The 22088-nt window shown below is 64.0% G+C and carries 18 protein-coding genes; 12 read left to right on the forward strand and 6 right to left on the reverse strand.

Features of this window, described 5'->3' with window-relative positions; translation table 11 throughout:
* Positions 1-204 (reverse strand): hypothetical protein (locus VFO93_RS03635; RefSeq protein ID WP_325132955.1); only part of this gene is annotated, 204 nt, incomplete at its 3' end.
* 205 nt (positions 205-409) lie between these two features.
* On the opposite strand from VFO93_RS03635, the gene VFO93_RS03640 reads away from it, so the two are divergent.
* The 4 genes from VFO93_RS03640 (at position 410) to VFO93_RS03655 (ending at position 4446) form a co-directional block, all read left to right on the forward strand.
* Positions 410-1210 carry a methyltransferase domain-containing protein gene (locus VFO93_RS03640; RefSeq protein WP_325132956.1) on the forward strand — a complete coding sequence of 267 codons (801 nt, stop codon included), beginning with the start codon at positions 410-412 and terminating at the stop codon, positions 1208-1210.
* Positions 1211-1460: 250 nt separating this feature from the next.
* On the forward strand, positions 1461-3356 hold the full coding sequence (locus VFO93_RS03645; RefSeq protein WP_325132957.1) for a single-stranded-DNA-specific exonuclease RecJ: 1896 nt from the start codon (positions 1461-1463) through the stop codon (positions 3354-3356).
* 83 nt (positions 3357-3439) lie between these two features.
* Positions 3440-4060: a hypothetical protein gene (locus VFO93_RS03650; protein WP_325132958.1), complete on the forward strand. Its 621-nt coding sequence runs from the start codon at positions 3440-3442 to the stop codon at positions 4058-4060.
* Positions 4061-4107: 47 nt separating this feature from the next.
* Positions 4108-4446: a hypothetical protein gene (locus VFO93_RS03655; protein WP_325132959.1), complete on the forward strand. Its 339-nt coding sequence runs from the start codon at positions 4108-4110 to the stop codon at positions 4444-4446.
* 102 nt (positions 4447-4548) lie between these two features.
* Here the strand turns inward: VFO93_RS03655 and VFO93_RS03660 are convergent, their stop codons facing one another.
* The 3 genes from VFO93_RS03660 to VFO93_RS03670 all read right to left on the reverse strand — a co-directional run bounded on the left by VFO93_RS03660 (position 4549) and on the right by VFO93_RS03670 (position 6525).
* Positions 4549-5394: a TPM domain-containing protein gene (locus VFO93_RS03660; RefSeq protein ID WP_325132960.1), complete on the reverse strand. Its 846-nt coding sequence runs from the start codon at positions 5392-5394 to the stop codon at positions 4549-4551.
* Positions 5391-5852 carry a TPM domain-containing protein gene (locus VFO93_RS03665; protein ID WP_325132961.1) on the reverse strand — a complete coding sequence of 154 codons (462 nt, stop codon included), beginning with the start codon at positions 5850-5852 and terminating at the stop codon, positions 5391-5393. The genes VFO93_RS03660 and VFO93_RS03665 overlap by 4 nt, the downstream gene beginning before the upstream one ends.
* A gap of 94 nt (positions 5853-5946) precedes the next feature.
* The gene (locus VFO93_RS03670) at positions 5947-6525 is read right to left on the reverse strand and encodes a LemA family protein (RefSeq protein WP_325132962.1); all 579 of its coding nucleotides are present in this window, start codon (positions 6523-6525) and stop codon (positions 5947-5949) included.
* 198 nt (positions 6526-6723) lie between these two features.
* Here VFO93_RS03670 and VFO93_RS03675 point away from each other — a divergent pair, with 198 nt between their 5' ends.
* Complete coding sequence (locus VFO93_RS03675; protein ID WP_325132963.1) at positions 6724-7737, forward strand: sugar phosphate nucleotidyltransferase; 1014 nt, start codon at positions 6724-6726, stop codon at positions 7735-7737.
* Between the two features lie 96 nt (positions 7738-7833).
* Here the strand turns inward: VFO93_RS03675 and VFO93_RS03680 are convergent, their stop codons facing one another.
* Together VFO93_RS03680 and panC are read right to left on the reverse strand one after the other, a co-directional pair.
* Positions 7834-8343, reverse strand: a complete 510-nt coding sequence (locus VFO93_RS03680) for a hypothetical protein (protein ID WP_325132964.1) — start codon at positions 8341-8343, stop codon at positions 7834-7836.
* Between the two features lie 123 nt (positions 8344-8466).
* Positions 8467-9309, reverse strand: coding sequence for a pantoate--beta-alanine ligase (gene panC, locus VFO93_RS03685; RefSeq protein WP_325132965.1), 843 nt, complete (start codon positions 9307-9309; stop codon positions 8467-8469).
* Positions 9310-9425: 116 nt separating this feature from the next.
* Between panC and VFO93_RS03690 the strand changes: the two genes are divergently transcribed.
* The 7 genes from VFO93_RS03690 (at position 9426) to VFO93_RS03720 (ending at position 22056) form a co-directional block, all read left to right on the forward strand.
* Positions 9426-10238: a glycogen/starch synthase gene (locus VFO93_RS03690; protein ID WP_325132966.1), complete on the forward strand. Its 813-nt coding sequence runs from the start codon at positions 9426-9428 to the stop codon at positions 10236-10238.
* A gap of 217 nt (positions 10239-10455) precedes the next feature.
* Entirely contained in the window at positions 10456-12291 is a 1836-nt protein-coding gene (gene glmS / locus VFO93_RS03695) for a glutamine--fructose-6-phosphate transaminase (isomerizing) (protein WP_325132967.1), read from the forward strand.
* 123 nt (positions 12292-12414) lie between these two features.
* Positions 12415-12798 (forward strand): Rid family detoxifying hydrolase, encoded by a 384-nt coding sequence (locus tag VFO93_RS03700; protein WP_325132968.1) that lies wholly within the window; start codon positions 12415-12417, stop codon positions 12796-12798.
* Between the two features lie 112 nt (positions 12799-12910).
* Entirely contained in the window at positions 12911-14458 is a 1548-nt protein-coding gene (gltX, locus tag VFO93_RS03705; protein WP_325132969.1) for a glutamate--tRNA ligase, read from the forward strand.
* A 652-nt stretch (positions 14459-15110) separates the two neighbouring features.
* Positions 15111-16463 (forward strand): T9SS type A sorting domain-containing protein, encoded by a 1353-nt coding sequence (locus VFO93_RS03710; RefSeq protein WP_325132970.1) that lies wholly within the window; start codon positions 15111-15113, stop codon positions 16461-16463.
* A gap of 853 nt (positions 16464-17316) precedes the next feature.
* Positions 17317-17961 carry a hypothetical protein gene (locus VFO93_RS03715; protein WP_325132971.1) on the forward strand — a complete coding sequence of 215 codons (645 nt, stop codon included), beginning with the start codon at positions 17317-17319 and terminating at the stop codon, positions 17959-17961.
* A 66-nt stretch (positions 17962-18027) separates the two neighbouring features.
* Positions 18028-22056 (forward strand): LamG-like jellyroll fold domain-containing protein, encoded by a 4029-nt coding sequence (locus VFO93_RS03720; protein WP_325132972.1) that lies wholly within the window; start codon positions 18028-18030, stop codon positions 22054-22056.
* Positions 22057-22088: the final 32 nt, after the last annotated feature.

Here is a 22088-nt window from a genome sequence, read left to right on the forward strand (position 1 = left end):
TCTGGTAGCGCGGCCATTCACGTAGAACGTGGTGCCGGGCGTGAGCGTGTAAGTGCCGTTGGTGAGTACCAGGTCGCCGAGCACTTGGTAGTCGCCGGCGTAGCTGTTGCCGCCGCTCAGGGTGGTCGTTTGCCCGGCGGCGCCCAGCAGGTGGCTGGCCGGAATGCTCACGGGCGGCGGGCAGTTGGTGCTAGCTTGTCCCATGGCTATTGCGCTCCAGAGCCAGCCTGCCAGCAGCAGCAGCCAGCGGTGTGTGTGTGTGTAGGCTTGTCATCACTGAAAAAGAAATAAAAAGTGAGAAAATAAAGGGTACCGCCAGCCACCGCACTAAGCCGCTGAGGTAGCGTCGGTTGCCGTTGGCGGCGGCAAGGTATGCTGCTAGTGGGTATTCGAAAAAATATTTTTTAAGATGCTGGCTGGTACTCGGCCCGCCCGCCGCGCACGCGCCACCTTTACGGGCATGAACTTCCGCACCCGCGCTACCACGCCCGAGCTCATGGACGACCTCAGCCTCGCTACCGACGAGCTGCGCCAGAACCTCGACGAGCTCGAAACCGTGAACACCTGGCTCGGCGGCTACCGGCCGGTGCTGGCGGCGCTGGCCCGGCTGCGGCCGCACTTCCCAGCGGGCCGCCCCCTGCGCCTGGCCGACCTGGGCAGCGGCGGCGGCGACACCTTGCGCCGCATCGCGGCCTGGGCGCGGCGGCGCGGGGTGCCCGTGGCGCTGGTGGGCGTCGATGCCAACGCCTTTATGCTGGATTACGCGGCGGCCAAAAGCCGGGCCTACCCCGAAATCAGCTACGCGCAGCTCGATATTTTCGCGCCCGGGTTTGCCGCGCAGCCCTACGACGTGCTCACGGCCAGCCTTTTCTGCCACCACTTCACCGATGCCGAGCTGGTGGCGCTGTTGCGCCGCTGGCAGCAGCAGGCGCAGGTAGCGGTCGTTATCAACGACCTGCACCGCCACCCACTGGCCTACTACAGCATCAAATACCTCACGCGGCTGCTGGGCGGCTCGCGCCTGGTGCAGCACGATGCGCCGCTCTCGGTGGCGCGGGCCTTTTCGCGGGCCGACTGGCAGCGGCTGCTGGCGGCGGCGGGCATCACGCGCTACGCGCTACGCTGGTGCTGGGCGTTTCGCTGGCAGGTAGTGATTAGGACGAGCCACAGCTTACCCCGGCCTACTTCCCGCAGGGTTTCGCAGGGTTAGGGCGCAGGGTTTCGCCGAGCCAAAAACCTCGCGAAACCCTGCGAAATGTTGGTGCTACCTACCCAAACAGCAGGAACATCAGCCCCAGAACCAGGATAAATACCACGTACATCAGGCCATCGGAGAGGATGTACTGGCGGTATTGCCGAAAAAAAGTACGCAAGCGGCTCATAAGCAAGAGGGAAGGCGCGCAAAAATACGGCGGCTATTTTCTGCGTACTTTTGAGGCTATTCCTTTTTTAATCTATTAATGGCTGTTATACCCCTTAAACGCTGGATTTTTGCCCCCGACCCCGACCCGGCGACGGTGGCGGGCCTGGGGGAGGCGCTGGCCATCAGCCCGGTGCTGGCGCGGCTGCTGGCCCAGCGCGGCATCGCGTCGGCGGCGGCGGCGCGGGCTTTTTTCGAGCCCCAACTCGCCGACCTGCCCGCGCCCTGGCTGATGTGCGACATGGACTGCGCCGTGGCGCGGGTGATTAAAGCGCTGCACGGCGGCGAGAAAATTCTGGTGCTCGGCGACTACGACGTCGACGGCATCACGTCGGTAGCGCTGGTGGTGAGCTACCTGCGCCCCCTGGCCGATGCCCCCGACACGCCCGAGGCCCAGAGCCGCCTCCAGCCCTACATCCCCGACCGGCACCGCGAGGGCTACGGCATCTCGATGCAGGCCGTGGACTTTGCCAAGGCCCACGGCTTCGGCCTGGTAATCGCGCTCGACTGCGGCGTGAAAGCCGTGGAGCAGGTAGCCCACGCCAACGAGCTGGGCCTCGATTTCATCATCTGCGACCACCACCTGCCCGGCGAGGAGCTGCCCGCCGCCGTGGCCGTGCTCGACCCCAAGCGCCCCGATTGCAGCTACCCGTATCCCGAGCTGTCGGGCTGCGGCGTGGGCTTCAAGCTCTTGCAAGGTCTCACGGAAAAGCTAAACTTGCCGCTGGCCCCGCTCTACGCGCAGCTCGACCTCGTGACGGTGAGCATCGCGGCCGACGTGGTGCCCGTGACCGGCGAAAACCGCGTGCTGGCCGCCCACGGCCTGCGCCGCTTCAACGTGACCCAGGCGGCCGCCGCCCAGGCCACCCAAGCGCCCGTGGAGCAAGCGGCTTCGGACACGGCCGACGGCCCCGCCCCGCGCCCGCACCACGCCCTTACCTCCTCACCCCCTCACCCCCATAATGGCCTGCGCCCCGGCCTGGCCGCGCTGCACGAGCTGGCCGCCCCGCGCCAGGGGCCACTGAGCCTCAGCTCGTTGGTGTTTGGTTTTGCGCCGCGCATCAACGCGGCCGGGCGCATGGGCGACGCCCACCGCGCCGTGAACATGCTGCTGGCCGAAACCCAGCAGGAGGCCCGCTACACGGCCGAGGTAGTCGACCACATGAACCAGGAGCGCCGCCTCTCCGACGCGCGCACCACCCAGGAGGCGCTGGCCCTGATAGCTGACGACCCCGAGGGGACCACCGCGCCGGCTACCGTGCTGTTTCAGCCGCACTGGCCGCAGGGCGTGCTGGGCATTGTGGCCTCGCGCTGCCTCGACCAGTACTACCGCCCCACCGTCATCTTGACCGAGAAAGACGGCATGGCCACCGGCTCGTCGCGCTCCATCGCGGGCTTCGACGTGCACGAGGTGCTGGAGGCCTGCGCGCCGCTGCTGAGCCAGTTTGGCGGGCACCGGGCGGCGGCCGGCCTCACGCTGCCCGTCGAAAACCTGCCCGCTTTCCGGGCGCAGTTTATGCGCGAGGTGGCGGCCCGCGTGCCCAAGGGCCAGCAGCCCGTGCGCCCGGTCGACATCGACTCGTGGCTCGATTTTACGCAGCTCACCGCTGATTTTCTCCTCGAAATGCAGCGCCTGGAGCCCTACGGCCCCGGCAACCCGGCCCCGGTGTTTGCCAGCGCGGGGCTGCTGGCGGTGCCCGGCTCGGTGCGGCCGGTAGGCCAGGCCGGCCACCTCAAGCTGCGCCTCACCCAGCCCGAGCAGTCGCCGGGCGTGGTGCTCGATGCCATTGGCTTTGGGCTGGGCCACTACCTGCCGCGCCTGCTGGAGCAGCCCGAGGTGCCCGTGCAGGCGTGCTATATCTTGGAGATGAACGAGTTTCGGGGCCAGCGCACCTTGCAGCTGCGCCTGCTCGACTTGCGCTGGGAAGAAAATTGAAGAGTGAATGGGTGAATGAGCGAATGAGTGAAGGGCTGCTTACGTAGTTGATTCACCAACTCGCTCATTAACCCATTCACTTTATGCGCTACGTTTCCCTGGACCTCGAAACCAGCGGCTCCGACCCGCTCCGGCACCAGGTGCTGGAGCTGGCGGCCGTGGTCGAAGACACCCGCCGCACCGCCACCACGCCGCTAACCGAACTGCCCAGCTTCCGGCGCGCCCTGCGCCACCCCGAACTAACGGGCACGGCGGGCGCGCTCGCTCTCAATGCCCGCCTGCTCGAAGAGCTAGCTGACAAGACCAACGCCGACGCGCCCGACATCTGCACGCCCGCCGAGGTGCTGCCACAGCTGCGCGCGTTTCTGCTGGCCAACGGCTTCAAGACTGACGCTAAGGACCGGGTCAGCTTCACCATTGCCGGCAAGAATATCGGGGTGTTTGACATCCCGTTTTTGCGCCAGCTGCCTGGTTGGGGCACCATCATCCGGGCCGAGCCCGCCGTGCTCGACCCGGCCGCTTTCTACCTCAACTGGCACAAAGACTCGCGCCTGCCGAGTATGCTCATCTGCCAGGCGCGCTCAGGGGTGCCCGAGCCCCACGTAGCCCACGAGGCTCTGGCCGACGCGTTGGAGGTAGTGCGCCTGCTGCGGCCGTTCTACGAGCGGCCGTTTTACAAAGAGGTACTCGCTGACGAACAGTAGGCACGGATGTTGCCGCTGTTGGGCTTGAACCACTTAACGGCCCACTCATGAAAGATTCTACTGAACCGGAGTTTCCCTTCCCCGAGGAGCCCGACTACCCCAGCTTAAATCTGGGCCGCCTGGCGCTCCTCAACGGGCCGCTGCTGGCACTGGCCGGGTTGCTGTTTGTAGGAGCACGCCATGCCGAAGGCTACCTGGGAGGCATCTGGGAGATAATAGCGGTATGGGGGCTGATAGGGCTGGGAGCCCTCCTCAACCTGATAGCAGCGGCTATTACCACGGGCAGCCGCGTAGGTTATGTGCTTATGGCTGTCCTGTACTGGGTAGCATTCAGCTACTTTCTTTATGCATTCAGCCACATAGGGAATCTAAAGCCTGGCGGTTGATATGCCGAAGATTCATTGAGGAGCGAAGGAGAGCGGGGCGAATGAGTTAATGGCCACTAGCACAATTAACTCATTCGCCCCGCTCTTATTCGCTCCTTGCGCTTACCAGCTGCTGCTGCTGCCGCCGCCGCCGCTGCTGCCGCCCCCAAAGCCGCCGAAACCACCGCCGCCACCTCCTCCTCCAAAGCCGCCCCCGCCGCCGCCAAATACGCCGCGGCCACCCGAGAAGTCGCCGAAGATGATGGGGGGCATGAAGCCGCCGCCCAGGCTGCCGCGCCCGCCCCGGCCCCCGCCGCCCCGCGCACGAAGCAGGAAGACGAGTACCAGCACGCCGATGATTATCCAGAAAATCGGCCCCGAGCCTGAGTTGTCGCGGTGGCGCCGGCCGCGCGGCCGGGCGTCGGCCGGGTCGGCTTTGTACTCGCCTTTGGCCAGGGCGATGAGCTGGTCGGTGCCCCGGTCGAGGCCGGCGTAGTACTGGCCTTTTTTGAAGGCGGGGGCAAACGTGTTATCGCCGATGCGCTTGGTGAGGGCGTCGGGGATGGCGCCTTCGAGGCCGTAGCCGGTGTGGGTGCGCACCTTATGCTCCTGCACGGCCACCAGTATCAGCAGGCCGTTATCCTTGCCCTTGCGGCCGATGCCCCAGGCCTGGTACAGCTTCTGGGCGTAGTCGAAAATATCGCTGCCGCCCAGCGAGGGCACCGTCACGATGGCAATCTGCGAGCTCGTGCTGTCGTCGTAGGCTACGAGCTTGCGCTCCAGCGCGTCGACCTCCTGCGGCTGCATCACGTGGGCAAAGTCGTTGACCAGGCGCGGCGGGTCAGGCCGCGGTGGGATGTCTTGCGCGCGGGCTACCAGAGCCAGCGCCAATAGTAGCAAAAGCGCCCACAAGGCTCGCCAGGGCTTGAGGCCGTGCGGAATGGGTCGAAAAATAATCGCTACGTTCATCGGCGGGGCTTGGCGGGGGTGTCGTCGCCGTAAGAAATAGAATCGTCCAGCTCGTTTACATCGGTAGCGGCATCGTAGGGGAAAAACTGGCGCAGCTGCTCGCCCACCAGCCGAATGCCGCGCTCGAGGCCGGCCACGTACTGCTCTTGCCGGAAAAACTCAATCACGGCTTCCTTCACGGCCTCCCAAAACTCGTCCGGCACCACCGAGTTGATGCCCGCGTCACCAATCACGGCAAACTGCCGGCTCTGCCAGGCCAGGTAAAACAGCACACCGTTGCGCTGCTTGGTGTGGTGCATTTTGAGCTCGGCAAACACCTGCGCGGCCCGGTCGAGCGGCTCGGGCGTAGTGCACTTAGACTCTACGTGCAGCCGGATTTCGCCCGCCGTGCGCAGCTCAGCCTGCTTGATGGCAGCATCTATCACTGCTTCCTGGGCCGGGGTAAAAGGGGAAGTCATTTCTTTGAGTTAAGAGTTAAAAGTTGAGAGTTAAGAGTTTTTCGGCTACCGATTCGGCAACGCTTAACTCTTAACTCTCAACTCTTCACTCACATTAAAACTGAACGGTGGGCGCTTTGGCCGCGGCCGGGTCGGCCTCGAAGTAGGGCTTCTCCTTGAAGCCGAACATGCCCGCGAACAAGTTATTGGGGAATGACTTCACGAAGCCGTTGTAGTCGTTGGTGACGTTGTTGAACTTGTTGCGCTCCACGTTGATGCGGTTTTCGGTGCCCTCAATCTGGGCTTGCAGCTCCTGGAAGTTGGCATTAGTTTTCAGCTCTGGGTAGTTCTCACTCACCGCCAGCAGGCGGCCCAGGCCCGCCGAAAGCTGGCTTTGGGCAGCCTGGAATTTCTGGATGTTTTCGGGCGTGAGGTCGTTGGCGTTCAGCTGCACGCTGGTAGCCTTGGCGCGGGCCTCGATTACGCCCGTGAGGGTAGCCTGCTCTTGTTTGGCGGCACCCTTCACGGTATTCACCAGGTTGGGGATGAGGTCGGAGCGGCGCTGGTAGGCGCTTTGCAGGTTGCCGGCCTGGGCCTTCACGGCCTGGTCGCGCTGCACCATGCCGTTGTAGCCGCACGACGATTGCGAGAGCATCACGACCATGGCGGCGAAGTAAAGAAGAAGGCGTTTCATAAGGGGTGCGGGTTTTCTAAAAGCTGGCCGTTAGTTTTGAGGTCCAGCGGTGAGAAATAGGGAGAGAATTGCCCGAACCACTCCCGCTGGTTAGCGGTTAGTGGCCCGGCCGGGCAAATTACGCACGCGCTTCGCCGTGGTTGTATAGCCCTTCCGATATTCCGGCCGCACCCCGCTGCCCGCCTTACCTTTAGCTACATGAAAGCCATTATTCCCGTTGCTGGCATCGGCTCGCGCCTGCGCCCCCACACCCACACGCAGCCCAAAAGCCTGGTGCCGGTGGCCGGCAACACCATTCTGGGCCACATCATCGACCGGCTGAAGGCGGCGGGCCTCACCGAGTACGTCTTCATCATCGGCTACCTCGGTGAAAAGGTGGAGCAGTACGTGCGCGAGCACTACCCCGACCTCAACGCCACCTTCGTGGTGCAGGCCCCGCGCGAGGGCCTGGGCCACGCGCTCTACATGGCCCGCGAAACCTTCCGGCACGACCCCGACGGCGTGCTCATTCTGCTCGGCGACACCATCGTGGACGTAGACCTGCCCGCCCTGCTGGCCCAGCCCGGCACCATTCTGGCCGTGAAGGAAGTGAAAACGCCTAGCTTGTTCGGCATCGTTGAAACCGATGCCGAGGGCCGCGTAAACCGGGTGGTGGAGAAGCCGCGCATCCCGAAGTCGAACTACGCGCTGGTGGGCCTCTACAAAATCGCCAACGCCGAGAAGCTGGCCGGCGCGCTGGAGTGGCTCATTGCTACCGACCAGCGCACCCACGAGGAGTTTCAGCTCACCGATGCCCTCATGCACCTCATCGAAGAGGGCGAGCCCATGCTGCCCGCCGCCGTGGACAACTGGTTTGACTGCGGCCGCAAGGAAACCCTGCTCGAAGCCAACGCCCGCCTGCTCGACCAGCCCGAGTTTTACCAACCCCACGACTACCCCGATTTTACCGACACGGTCGTGATTCCGCCCGTCAGCATCGGGGCGGGCTGCCGCATCACGCACTCCATCATCGGCCCCAACGTGGCTATCGGCGAGGGCACCATCATCCGCAGCACCATCGTGAGCGACAGCATCATCGGCTCGTATTCCGAGCTCAGCTCGGCCGTGATGCACGACTGCATCGTGGGCTCCGACGCCTCGTTTCGGGGGCTCAACCACAGCCTCAACCTCGGCGACAACACCGAAATTGACTACAGCCAGGCGCGGCCGTAGCTGGGAGCAGCCGTAGCGCGCACTTGGTAGTTCGCGTTCGTGGGCGAGCACTGGGGTGCACCTAACGAACGCGAACTACAAAGTGCGCGCTACTACTTACCGCCGAATGCTGAACTTACCGTAAGTTACTGCCTTGCTGGTAGCTGCCGCGCCGGTGCCCGACACACCCGTAAACTCAAACGACCCGATGATGTCCTCCGTGCCGAGGGTCGACACCGTGACCAAGCCCGAGCCGGTGCGGGTAGTATTGTTGGCCGTGTAGGTAGTGCTGACGCCGTTGCTATACGTCTGGTACGTAGCCGTGTACGACTTGCCGGGCACCGCCACGCCGAGGTCGTAGATGCCGGTAGCGGCCGGCACACTGATGGTGAGCGTCGACACATCGGTACCGTTGCTGGCCTTCACCACGCTCGTGAGCATCAGCATGCCATTAGAGATAGTATAGCCGGAATTGTTGGAAACCTGCTGCCCATCTACGGCCCAGCTCATGCCGTAGAGGATGGGCGCGGAAGGGTCGACCCCGTTTTTTTTCTTGTCGCAAGCGCCCAGCACCACGAGCGATACCAGCGCCAGCAGGCGCGCCGAAGAAGTAAAAGTGAGCTGCATACGAAGCGTGCGTAAAAGCCAGAAAAAAAAGGAAACTACCGCCATACCCGGCCGGGCAAAGCTACTCGCCCAACGCGCACTCTTCCAACGCGGTAAAATTCAAAACCGACCGATTTTATTGAATTATACCACCATATTGTCAATCAGCCGCACGCCGGCCAGGTGCGCGGCCACGCACAGCACTACCGCCCGGCCCGGCGCGTAGCCGGCCACCGGCTGCAAGGTTTGGGCGTCGGCTACCTCGAAGTACTCGGGCGTGAATTGCGGCTCCTGCGCCAGCGCGGCCAGCGCCGTGGCCTGCACCTCGGCGGGCGGCGTGCCCTGCCGCACCTGCGCAGCGGCCTGCTCTAGCACCTGGTAGATGAGCGGGGCCACGGCCCGCGCCGCCGGCGTGAGGCGCGCGTTGCGCGACGACATGGCCAGGCCGTCGGCTTCGCGCACCGTGGGGTACACCACCAGCTCCAGGTCAAACGACAAGTCGGCAACGAGCTGGCGCACAATGGCTACCTGCTGAAAATCCTTCTGCCCGAAGTAAGCCGCGTGCGGCCGCGCCAGGTGAAAAAGCTTGCTCACCACCGTGGCCACGCCATTGAAGTGGCCGGGCCGGTGCGCGCCCTCCATCACCCGCTCCAGCGCCCCAAAGTCGAAGCGCAGCACCGTGGGCTGCGGGTACACCTCGGCCACGGAGGGCAGAAAAAGCGCCGTGCAGCCGGCCGGGCCCAGCAGGGCGGCATCCTGCTCGGGCTGGCGCGGGTAGAGGCGCAGGTCGTCGGGATTATTAAACTGCGTGGGGTTAACGAACACAGAAACAATCACTTCGTCGCAGGCTTGCGCGGCGGCGCGCACCAGCTGCAAGTGGCCCGCGTGCAGCGCCCCCATAGTGGGCACCAGGCCCAGGCGGCGGCCCGCCGTGCGCGCCTGCTCAACGTAGGCGCGCAGCTCGGCCGCCGTGGTAAAAATAAGCATCTGGCTTTTATCCTAAAAAAAATGGGCTGGATGAATAATATTGATTTTTCGCTAAAAAATGCGTAATTTTGTGTAGCCAAGCCTTGGCCTTTTTTTAAATATCTTTTCCTACTATCATGTCGAAGTTGCGCATCCTGTACGCGGCCACCGAAATAGACCCCTTCCTGCAAACCACGAAAGTGGCTGAGCTACTGCGCCGCTTGCCGGCCGCAATGCAGGAGACCGGGGCTGAAATCCGGATTTTCGTGCCTCGCTTCGGCATTATCAATGAACGCAAAAATCGGCTGCACGAAGTAGTGCGCCTCTCGGGCATCAACATTGCCGTGGGCGACGATGAAAAGCCGCTGGTAATTAAGGTAGCTTCGATTCCGACCGCGAAGCTACAAGTTTATTTTATTGACAACGAAGATTACTTCCACCGCAAGTCGGCGCTGGTTGATAAAAACGACAAATTTTACGCCGATAACGACGAGCGCGCCATCTTCTTTTGCAAAGGCGTGCTCGAAACGGTGAAGAAGCTGGGCTGGTCGCCCGACATCGTGCACTGCAACGACTGGATGACCTCGCTCATCCCGCTCTACCTGAAAACGACTTACAAGAAAGACCCGGTTTTCAAGGATGCCAAGTCGGTATTCACGGTTTACAACAACGAGTTCAGCGACAAATTTGAGGGCGACTTGGTGGAAAAAGCCAAAATGCTCGACATCGAAGACGACATGCTGAAGGAGCTGAAATCAAACGATTTCTCGGGCTTCGTGAAGCTGGGCATGGAGTACGCCGACACGGTAGTGCGCTCGGACGAAGACTTCTCGGACAACCTCAACGGGCTGTTTCAGGAGTACGCCTCGCGCAAGCGCCTGAGCCAGGTAGCGGCCGACGAAAACCTGCTCTCGTCGTACCAGGCTCTGTATGACGAGCTGGCCCACTAGGCTAGCTAAGGTATAATATTACCGGTTGTCGTAACTTCGCAGTTCCGAACCGGCCGCTGGCTTCGCTTTGGGCGGGCCAGCGGCCGGTTTTTTTTGTTTCAATAGTTTATTTTTCAGGCGGTTCGGCCGAAGATTTGTAGCGTTGGTAGTCGGCCTTTCAGCCAGCCCAGAGCGTCATTAGTAACACTTACTTCAACATCCTTTTATCCTATTAGCCATGTGCGGCATCGTAGCGTACCTGGGCCATCGTGAGGCCTGCCCCATTATTCTCAAAGGACTACACCGCCTCGAATACCGGGGCTACGACTCGGCCGGCGTGGCCCTGCTCAACGGCACGCTGAGCGTGTACAAGAAAAAAGGCAAAGTAGCTGACCTCGAAGGCTTTTTGCAGGACAAGGATACCCACGCTACCGTGGGCATGGGCCACACCCGCTGGGCCACCCACGGCGAGCCCAACGACGTGAACGCCCACCCGCACTACTCGACCTCGGAGCGCATTGCCATCATCCACAACGGCATTATTGAGAACTACGCGGCCCTGAAAACCCACTTGGAGCAGCAGGGTCACGTGTTTCATTCCGACACCGACACGGAAGTGTTCGTGAACCTCATCGAGGAAATTCAGAAGCAAAATGAGTGCTCGCTCGAAGAAGCCGTGCGCCTGGCGCTGCACGAGGTAGTAGGGGCCTACGCCATCGTGGTGCTGAGCAAGGATGCGCCCGACCAGCTCATCGCGGCCCGCAAAGGCTCGCCGCTGGTTATCGGCATCGGCGAAGGCGAGTTTTTCGTGGCTTCCGATGCCACGCCCATCATTGAGTACACCAACGAGGTAGTGTACGTGAACGACTACGAGCTGGCCGTTATCAAAGACGGGCAGCTGGCCATCCGCTCGCGCGAAGACGTGGTGCAGACGCCCTACATCCAGCGTCTGGAGCTGGAGCTAGACAGCATTGAAAAAGGTGGCTACGAGCATTTTATGCTCAAGGAAATCTTCGAGCAGCCCAAGTCTATTCTGGACTCGATGCGCGGCCGCCTCGAGCAGGGCGGTAGCCACCTCAACATGGCGGGCTTCCGGGCCTACGAGCAGAAGTTTGTGAATGCCCAGCGCATCATCATCGTGGCCTGCGGCACCTCCTGGCACGCCGGCCTGGTGGCCGAGTACCTCATCGAGGACCTGGCGCGCCTCCCGGTGGAGGTAGAATACGCCTCGGAGTTCCGCTACCGCAACCCCGTTATCTCGGAGCGCGACATCGTAATCGCCATCTCGCAGAGCGGCGAAACGGCCGACACGCTGGCTGCTTTGGAGCTCGCTAAGAGCAAGGGCGCGACCATCTTCGGCATCTGCAACGTGGTGGGTAGCAGCATTGCGCGCGCTACCGACGCCGGCGCTTATACCCACGCCGGCCCCGAAATCGGGGTGGCTTCGACCAAAGCCTTCACGGCCCAGGTAACGGTGCTGACCTTGCTGGCCATGTGCATGGGGCAGCGCCGGGGCACCATCTCCGACACCAAGCTGCGCGAGCTCACTACCGAACTGCACAACATTCCGAGCAAGGTAGAGAAAGCGCTGAAGCTCGACGCTGAGATTCAGCAGATTGCCGAAACCTTCAAGGACGTGCCCAACTTCCTGTATCTGGGCCGCGGCTACAATTTCCCGGTGGCGCTGGAAGGTGCGCTCAAGCTCAAGGAAATCAGCTACATCCATGCTGAGGGGTACCCGGCTGCCGAGATGAAGCACGGCCCCATCGCCCTCATCGACGAGAACATGCCGGTGGTGGTAATTGCTACTAAAGACAGCTCGTATGAGAAGGTGGTGAGCAACATCCAGGAGGTGAAAGCCCGTAAGGGCCGCATCATCGCCGTGGTAACCGAAGGCGACACGACTATCCCGGCCATGGCCGAGTTTGTGATTGAGGTGCCCCATACCTCGGAGGTGCTCGTGCCGCTCGTGTCGGTGATTCCGTTGCAATTGCTGAGCTACCACATCGCCGTGATGCGCGGCTGCAACGTGGACCAGCCCCGCAACCTAGCCAAGTCGGTGACGGTGGAATAGCGGTGAGTTGGTGAAGGAGTGAATTTTAGGTTTGCTCGCTGAAGCCGCTTCCGGAAACGGGAGCGGCTTCTGGCGTTATTTGCGACCAGTAATTCACTCATCCACTCATTCGCTCATTCACCAATGGCGCATCAAATCATCCTCACCGACCAGGCGCCCGCGCCCATCGGCCCCTACTCGCAGGCCGTGAAAGCCGGCAATACCGTGTACGTTTCGGGCCAGATACCGCTGAGTGCGGCCGGGCAGCTCGTGGGCGAAGGCGACGTAGCCGCCCAGACGCACCAGGTGCTGCGCAACCTGACCGCCGTGCTGGCGGCGGCGGGGCTGGCACTTACCGATGTAGTGAAGTGCTCCATCTTCGTGAAAGACCTGGGCAACTTCGCCACCATCAATCAGATATACGGCACGTACTTCGAGGAAGCCACGGCCCCGGCCCGCGAGACAGTAGAAGTAAGCCGCCTGCCGCGCGACGTGGAGGTGGAGATTTCGTGCATCGCGGTGGGATAATGAGTGAATGAGTGAGTTGGTGAATGAGTGAGCAGCTTGCCACAAGCTATTTATTCACTCATTCACTAACTCGCTCATTCACTCATTACCCCGCCCGTACCTTTGCGGCATTATGAGTGAAAGACCTGTTCGGGTGCGCTTTGCACCCTCGCCCACTGGGCCGCTGCACATTGGCGGCGTGCGCACGGCTTTGTATAACTACCTGCTGGCCCGCAAGCTGGGCGGCACCATGATTCTGCGCATCGAGGACACCGACCAGAACCGGTTTGTGCCCGGCGCCGAAGATTACATCCGCCAGAGCCTGGAGTGGGTGGGCATCGAGCTTGATGAAAGCCCCTGGGTAGGCGGCCCCCACGCGCCCTACCGCCAGAGCGAGCGCAAACCCATGTACCGCGCCTACGCCGACCAGCTCATCCGCGACGGCTATGCCTACTACGCCTTCGACACGCCCGAAGAGCTGGACGCTATGCGCGAGCGCCTCACCGCCGCCAAGGTGCCCAACCCGCAGTACAACAGCATTACGCGCACCCAGATGCGCAACTCGCTGACCTTGCCCGAAAACGAAACCCAGGCCCTGCTCGACGCGGGCGCGCCCTACGTTATCCGCCTCAAGGTGCCGCGCAAAGAGGAAATCCGCTTCCAGGACCTCATTCGCGGCTGGGTGGTAGTGCATTCGTCGGCCGTGGATGACAAGGTGCTGATGAAATCGGACGGCATGCCGACCTACCACCTCGCCAACATTGTGGACGACCACCTGATGGAAATCTCCCACGTAATCCGGGGCGAGGAGTGGCTGCCCAGCGCGCCGCTGCACGTGCTGCTCTACCGCTATTTGGGCTGGGAAAAGACCATGCCGCAGTTTGCCCATCTGCCGCTGCTGCTCAAGCCCGACGGCACGGGCAAGCTCAGCAAGCGCGACGGCGACCGCCTCGGCTTCCCGGTGTTCGCGCTGGAGTGGCGCGGCACCGACGCCGAAACCGGCGAGCCTACCATCAGCAAAGGCTACCGCGAGGAGGGCTACCTGCCCGAGGCGCTGGTCAACTTCCTGGCCTTTTTGGGCTGGAACCCCGGCACGAGCCAGGAGATTTTCTCGATGCCGGAGCTGATTGATGCCTTCTCGATTGAGCGCGTGAGCAAGTCGCCCGCCAAGTTCGACCAGGCCAAAATCAAGTGGTTCAACGAGCACTACCTGCGCGCCAAGCCCGATGCCGAGCTGGCCCCCTACCTGCTCACGGCCCTGCAAGAGCACGGCATTGAGTGCTCGGCCGCCAAGGCCGAGCAGGTGGTAGGCGTGATGAAGGAGCGCGTGAGCTTCCCGCAGGATTTCTGGCAAGAGGCCAAGTACTTCTTCGAAGCCCCGACCGAGTACGACCAAGTGGTAGTAAGCAAAAAGTGGAACCCGCAGGTGTCGGCTGCCCTCGCCGCCTACGCCAATGCCCTGCCCGCCGACTCGGAGCCCAGCGCCAACGCCGAGGTGCTCAAGAATATCTTCAACGACACCACGGCCGCCCAAGGCCTCAAGCCCGGCCAGGTGCTGCAAGCCCTGCGCGTGGCCGTAACCGGGGCCGGGGCCGGCCCCGACCTCTTCGAGACGCTCGCCATCCTGGGCACGGGCGAGGTAGGACAGCGCCTGCGCGCCGCCATCGAGCGCCTGGGCTAGCCGCCCGCCCGCCCTAGTAGCAAGCCCCCCGGCCGCGTGGCCGGGGGGCTTTTTTGTGCCCGTGGCCCGGCGGGTAGGCGCGTGCCGGGTGGCTGCCGTGGGGCCCGGGCCGCCGGGTAGCACCATAAAGTAGTTGGCGCTGGGTTTGATAATATAATTATTGAAAGAAAAGCATTGCACTGTGTAGCCCTTGTTGGAGACGCTGGCTAGCACGGTGGCTGGTAGATGATAGCTGTTGTCTATTGTAAATATTATATTTCTTACGGGTGTAATGCAACTGTCCTTAAGGTCGTCATAGTAGCGATTAAGGGCGTTTTTGTAAGGAATAGGATTAATAAGGTGGGCCGTAGAAATATTTTTCTTGTGAGAAAAGTACTTTTACGAGTGTGTGCGGGCAATTCTGGGGGAAAGACTGCAAGTCGGGGGTTGAAAATATGATTTTTTAGTGGGTACTTTGTGGTAGATAATCACTTTCCAACTGTCACTGCTATGCACACTACTTCGCACGAGTCGGCCCAGGGGCTGCTGGTTTATTTCCCGGCCGGGCGGCTGGGGCAACTGGGGCTGCGGCCCGGCGGCCCGGGTGCCCTGGGGGCCCGCTAGGGCGTCCCGCTTATCCTTAAAAAATTACTTGATTGCTATTCCATTGGTTATGTTCTGTTCTTTATCGTTAGTAGAAGCAAAAAAATGGCTGCGTCGGGCGGCGCTGTTGCTGGTAGTGGTGCCGGGGGCGGCCCTGGCCCAAACCACCGACTTTGTGTATACCGGGCAACCCCAGACGTATACCGTGCCGGCAGGCACCACGCGCCTGAGCGTGGTGGCGGTGGGCGCGGCCGGGGGCCGCGTCAGCCGCATTCAGGCCCGGTCTACCGGGGCCGAGGTGCGCGCTACCATCGCGGTGGTGCCGGGCGAAGTGCTGACCGTGGTGGTGGGCGAGCAGGGGGCCGATGGCTCGGGCGCGGATAGCTACAACGGTGGCGGCGGCGGCGGCGGTGGCGCGGGCAGCGGCGGCGGGGCCACCGACCTGCGCCGCGCTGGCGTGCCCACCGGCGATTACCTCGCCACGCGCAATGCCCTGCTGGTGGCGGGCGGGGCGGGCGGCACCGACTGGATAAACTCGCCCACCCCGCAGGGCGGCACCGGGGGCGCGCCCTACGGCGGCGACGGCGTGGGCCTCAGTGGCAACGTGCCGGGCAAGGGCGCTACCCAGCGTGCGGTGGGCGGCGGCGGCATCGCGGGCAGCCAGGGCGAGGGCGGCTCGGGCGGCTATGGCGGCGGCGGCGGCGGCTACTACGGCGGCGGCGCGGCCGGCCTCAATGGCAACTCGGGCGGCGGCGGCGGGGGCTCATCGTGGGTGGCACCCGCTGCCGTGGTGGGCGCGCCCACCTACGGCCTGGCCGACGCGGCCACGGCCGGCCGCCTCAGCATTACGGCGCTGCCGCCTGATGGGCCGCTGCCCGTGCAGCTCACCGCTTTCACGGCCCAGCTGCGGCAGGCCGGCGTAGATGTAGCCTGGCACACGGCCTCGGAAGTCAACAGCGCCCACTTTGAGATAGAGCGCAGCCTCGACGGGCGCACGTTTGCCCGGCTGGGCACGGTGGCGGCCGGTGGCACTACCAGCCAGGCCCGCGCCTATGCCTTCCGCGATGCCCAGCTGCCCGCCGGGGCCAGCACCCTCTACTACCGCCTGCGGCAGGTAGACCTCGATGGCAGCGCCCACTACTCGCCGGTGCGGGCGGTGGCTCTGGCGGCGGGCGGCGTGGCCTTCGGGGCCGAGGCCTATCCCAACCCCTGGGCCGATGAGCTGCACGTGCGCCTGGCGGGCTTTGGCCCCGAGCCCGTGCGCCTGGCGCTCTACGATGCCACGGGCCGGCTAGTGCTCAGCCACACGGCCGCCGCGGCCGAGCAGCTGGCGCTGCCCGGCGCGGCTACCCTGCCCGGTGGCGTGTATGCCCTACGCATCAGCCAGGGCAGCCAGCAGCTGGTGGTGAAGCTGGCGCACTAGGGGAGGGGCACCCCGCAAAGCCTTGGGGGCCGGCTGCAAGTAGCCGGCCCCTTTTTTTGTGCTTGGCGCAGCCGGTCCGGCCCTCATGCAACTCGCCGGGCTATGGCTTGCACTGCGCGGCCCCGAGGGAGGTGCCCTGGCTTGGCCACCGGGCTTTCGGCTGTCCGCTTTGCGCGCCCTGGCTTTGCGCAAGGGCGTTTTTGTTGGTCGTAGGGGTGCCCCCAGCGGATGTAGGGGCGTTTTCGGCAAGCGTGGGGGCACCCCCAGCGGGCGTGGGGACTCCCCCAGCGGGCGTGGGAACTCCCCCAGCGGGCGTGGGGGCGCCCCCAGCGGGTGTAGGGGCGCCCCCAGCGGGCGTGGGGGCATCCCCAGCGAGCGTGGGGGCGCCCCCACGCCCGCTGGGAAATAACTAGCCGGCAACTGGCAGACCCAGGCTACCGGCCCTTAGCTGCCGCCTGCTGCCGCCAAGCTTCTGCCAGTCCATGCCAGCACCCGTGTTGGCTCCTGCAAAGCAAAAATTGTATTAAGTAAAGTTATAAAAATAAGTAAGGCACTCGGCCGTACCAAGAGGAGGTAGCCATTATTCAGGCTGGTAACGCTGGCTGGCTTCGGGAAAGTAATTATATTATTGGAAAAGTGTAATAACGGGTGCAAAGGACCTGACAGGCGAAATAAAGCGCATAAGTAACAGGGTGTGGGAAGGGTGATGGTTGGCCTGAAACTTTTTTTAGTGCAAAAAGCGCCTTGCCAGGGCTATGCTGGCGGTTGAGGTAAAAAGATAATCGTGGGTATGGTGCGAATGTGCTTTTTGGGTCGTTGCTTTGAAATGAGTTTTATCATTTTCCTTATTCATATGAAAAAAGACTGGTACCCTCATCAAGAAGCTAAACGCGCCGCATTCCTGGAAAACTTCGTGGCCAACATCGACAAAGCCTGCGGGCTGCTCAATGTGTCGACGAGCACCTACGCCGACTCCATCACGGCGGCCCGGGCCTGGCTGGCCGCCCACGAGGCGCGCCTGACTGCCCAAAAGGAGTTTGACACGGCCCTGCTCACCTTTCAGCGGCAAGCCGCCAGCACCGACAAGTCGGTGCGCGGGGCCGCCAAGCAAATCAAGAACATCGTGAACGTGCCCACCGAGGTACTGACGCTGCTGGAGCTGGTGGCTACCGGCGAGCCCACCACCGCCCGCGTAGAGGCGCAGGCCCCGCGCCTGGTAGCCAGCGTGGAGCTGGGCACGGTAGTGCTGAAATACCGCAAAATGGGCCACCAGGCCGTGCAGGTGTACAGCTGCCGCACCGGCGAAGACGCTTTTTCGCTGCTGGGCACCTACACCCAGGCCCGCCTCGAAGACGCCCGCCCCAACCTGGTGCCCGGCCAGCCCGAGCAGCGCCAGTACTACGCCATTTATGTAGACCGCGACCAGCCCACGGGCAGCCAGAGCGCCACCGTGAGCGTGGCCGTGGGCAGCCAGCCCATGGTGCTGGCCGGCCGCTAAGCCCCAGCCGCTGCGCCGAAGAAGCGCGGCGGTATTTACTACGTTTTTTACTTGCTATCAGTTGTCATGCAATTCTTTATTCCTATTCATAAGCTAGCCACGAAAGCTACCGGCGTGGGCGCACTGCTCGCGCTGCCGCTGGGGGGCACCTGGGCCGCGCCGGCCGCCGGCGCGGCCGGCACCGGCCGCGCCCCGGCCACCCAGCCAGCCGCCGGGCGGCCCACTCGCCGCCCGTTAGGTTCGCTGGCTACGGCCGCGCTGGCCTGCACCACTCCCAATAATGCCCTCAACCTCGACGGCACCAACGACTACGTGCGCAGCACGGGCGCGCTGCCGGCCAGCAGCGAGCTCACCATCGAAACCTGGGTGAACCCCAGCGCCTACCCGGCCGCCGGCGACTACGCGGCTATCCTCAACGGCGACAACTTCGTGGGCGGCATCCTGCACTTCGAGCTGCAAAGCGATGGCGCGGTGGTGCTGTCGGTGGGCGGGGGCGTGGCGGGCGTCAGCGCGTTTCAGCTGCCGCTGGGCAGCTGGTCGCACGTGGCGGCCGTGTACTCGAGCACGAGCAGCACGCTCACGTTTTACCTCAACGGGGTGGCCCAGAATACCCTGCCCGTGACGACCAATGCCGGCGTGAGCGCCCAGGCCTACATCGTGGGCGGCTGGAACGACGGCGGCACCGTGCGGCGCTTCTTCGGCGGCAGCCTCAACGAGCTGCGCGTGTGGAACACCGCCCGCACCGCCGCCCAGCTGGCCAACACCTACAGCCAGGCCCTGACCGCGCAGCGCAACCTGGTGCTGGGCTATTCCTTCGACCAGGGCACGGCCGGCGGCACCAACACCAGCACCAATACCCTCACCGACAACTCGGGCAATACCCGCAACGGCACGCTCACCAACTTTGCCCTCACCGGGACGGGCAGCAACTGGGTGGCCGGCAACGACTTTACCTCGAACGCCGACGTGGCCAGCTACAGCCCCACCAGCGGCAGCCCCACCGCCAATGTCACGCTCAGTGGCACGGGCCTGGGCGCCGTGACGGGGGTTAGCTTTAATGGCACGCCGGCCACCTTCACCCTCACCGATGGCACCATCCTGGTGGCGCAGGTGCCGGCCGGGGCCACCAGCGGGCCCATCAGCTTCCGCACGGCCTGCGGCACGCAAACCGTGGCGGGCACCTTTACCATGTGCACCGGCCCGGCGGCCACGGCGCAGCCGGCCAGCCTCTACCTCAGCTCGGGGGGCACGGCCACGGTGGCTGCCACCAGCCTGTATACCGGCCCGGCGGGCAGCAACTGCGGCACCTTCACCATCGGGGCCCAGAAGATATTGAGCGCCTACGCCACCGAGGGCAACACCATCACGCTGACCGCGCCGGCGGGCACCACCTTTACGGCGGTGGCTTTTGCCAGCTACGGCGCGCCCATCGCCAACAGCAACGGTACCTACACCGTGAGCCCCAGCTGCCACGCCCCCAACAGCCAGAGTGTGGTGGAGGCCGCTGCACTGGGCAAAAATACCTTTACGATAAAGGCCGACAACAACATTTTCAGCGACCCCTGCTTTGGCACCAACAAGGCGCTGGCCATCCAGGTAAGCTACGGCGCGGCGCAGCCCGCTGCTACCCTGAGCTTCGACTGCGCCGAAATCGGCAACAACCCCGTGCTGCTGACCGTGGCCGACGACTACGGGGTAAAGAGCACGTCCATCACGACCGTGGCCGTGGCCGATGTGCAGCAGCCCGGCGCGGGCAGCGGCCCGCTGCCCGCCGCCCCGGCCGTGGCCCTGGCCAACGTGCCGGAGGCCGTGAACTACGGCATTCTGTACCAGCTCGACGCGCCCAACGTGGCAGCCTTCAACCAGAACGGCGTGCCCTACGGCATCGACAACAGCGGGGCCGCCGTGGCCAAGCCCGGCCGCGTGGCCTACCTGGTAGAGCTCACCGACGGTAGCAGCAGCAAGTGGGTGTGGACCTCGATGGACAACTTTGCCCCCACGCTGGCCGGCCTGGGCCTCCCCAACCCCACCACCAACAACGTGGCGCTGCACCAGAACGTGAGCAACCTCACGGTGTATGCCAGCGCCAACGCCGGCGTGGCTACCGGCACCAACCTGGGCCCCGGCCGCATCGAGATGTGGCACCTGAACTACCTGACGGGCAACGCCGACAACGTGCCGGGCGCCAGCGCCAGTACCTATGATTTTGGCGACCAGGTAGGCAGCGGCGCCAGCTACGGCTCGTTTCAGGTGCACAACCTGGCGGCCCGCCAAACGGTGTTTGCCTACAACAACTGGGCGGTGGCTACCAACCCCGGCGACCTGGGCATTGGCAGCCAGGTAGGCGGCAGCGGCCACCCCGACTGGACGTTTGCCTACAATGCCGCCGGCTACAGCGTGAAGCGCATTACGGTGCTCGTGCCCAACGTGGCGGTGTTTCTGAAGCCGGCCGCGCTGGCCCTGCCCGCCTCGGGCAGCCTCACGCTGGCGGCCAGCGACATCATGACCGGCCCGCTGAGCGACAACTGCGGCATCCGGAGCACGGTGCTCTCGCCCAATACTTTCACTTGCACCAACCTGGGGGCCAATACCGTGACCCTGACCTTGACCGACGCCGCTGGCAACGTCACCAGCGGCACCACCACCGTGACGGTGAGCGTGCCGGCCATCACGAGCACTACCTGGAACGGCAACGTGAGCAGCGACTGGACCGACTGCCGCAACTGGAGCTACGGCCAGATGCCCACGGCTGCCATCAGCGCCGTGCTGCCCGGCAACGTGCCCAACGCCCCCAGCGTGACTACCGGCACGGGCCAGACCAAGGACATCAACATCAGCGGCACCAATGGCCTGAGCCTCGCCGCCGACGGCACCCTCAACGTGTACGGCAGCTGGGTCAACACCAGCTCGGCCAGCAGCCTGGCCGGCACCGTGGCCTTCGTGGGCAGCACCAACCAAACCATCAACCAGCCCGGTAGCCTGCTCTTTGGCCGCGTGGCCGTGAACAAGCCCAGCGGCAACCTGACCCTGGCCCAAAGCATGGGCGTGGCCCAAAGCCTGACCTTGACCAGCGGCGTGCTCACCACGGGCAGCTTCCAGGCGCAGCTCGCCCCCACGGCCACCATCGCCGAAACCGAAACCAGCTACGTGACCGGCAACGTGGCCACTGACCGCGTGCTGGGCAGCGCCGCCGACGACTTTGGCGGCCTGGGGTTGGTGCTGGCTCCGGCCAGCGGCAGCGTGGCCCCCGGCGCTACCACGGTGGTGCGCACCACGGGCACTACCCTCAGCGGCAACGGCACCAGCAAGAGCATTCAGCGCTACTTCGACATTCAGCCCGCCACCAACACCGGCCTGAACGTGGACATGACCTTCAGCTACTTCGACCATGAGCTCAACAGCATTCCGAAGGCCAACCTAGTGCTGTATAAGAGCGAAAGCAGCCCCAACGGCCCCTGGGCCAACATGGGCGGCACCAGCGACGTGCCCAACAACCGCGTGCTGAAGACCGGCCTCACCGATTTCAGCATCTGGACGCTCGGCAACATGATGAACCCGCTGCCCGTGCGCCTGCTCGACTTCGCGGCCCAGCCCCAGGGCGCGGCCGTGGGCCTGAGCTGGCACACCGCCAGCGAAAAGAACAGCACCCGCTTCGACATCGAGCGCAGCCTCGACGGCGTGGCCTTTGCCAAGCTGGGCACCGTAGCGGCCCAGGGCACTACCACCCAGGCCCACGCCTACGCCTTCCGCGATGCCCAGCTGCCCGCCGGGGCCAACGCCCTCTACTACCGCCTGCGGCAGGTAGACGCCGATGGCACCTTTGCCTTCTCGCCTGTGCGCACCGTGCGCGTGGCCGACGGCCGCGCCAGCGCCGGCCTCCTGGCCCTCGCCCCCAACCCCACGCACGCCGGGGCGGCCCTTAGCGGGGCCCCCGCCGGGGTAGCCGTGCAGGTGCTCGACGCCCTGGGCCGCACCGTGTACGCCACCACTACCACCGCCGAGGGCACGGCCACGCTGGCCTTGCCGGCGGGCCTGCCCGGTGGGGTATACATCGTGCGGGCCGGCACCCAGGTAGCCCGCCTCACCGTGGAGTAGGCCCCTGATTTTGCCAAGCCCTTGCATCAGGC

It is taken from the genome of Hymenobacter sp., assembly GCF_035709525.1.
GTDB lineage: Bacteria > Bacteroidota > Bacteroidia > Cytophagales > Hymenobacteraceae > Hymenobacter.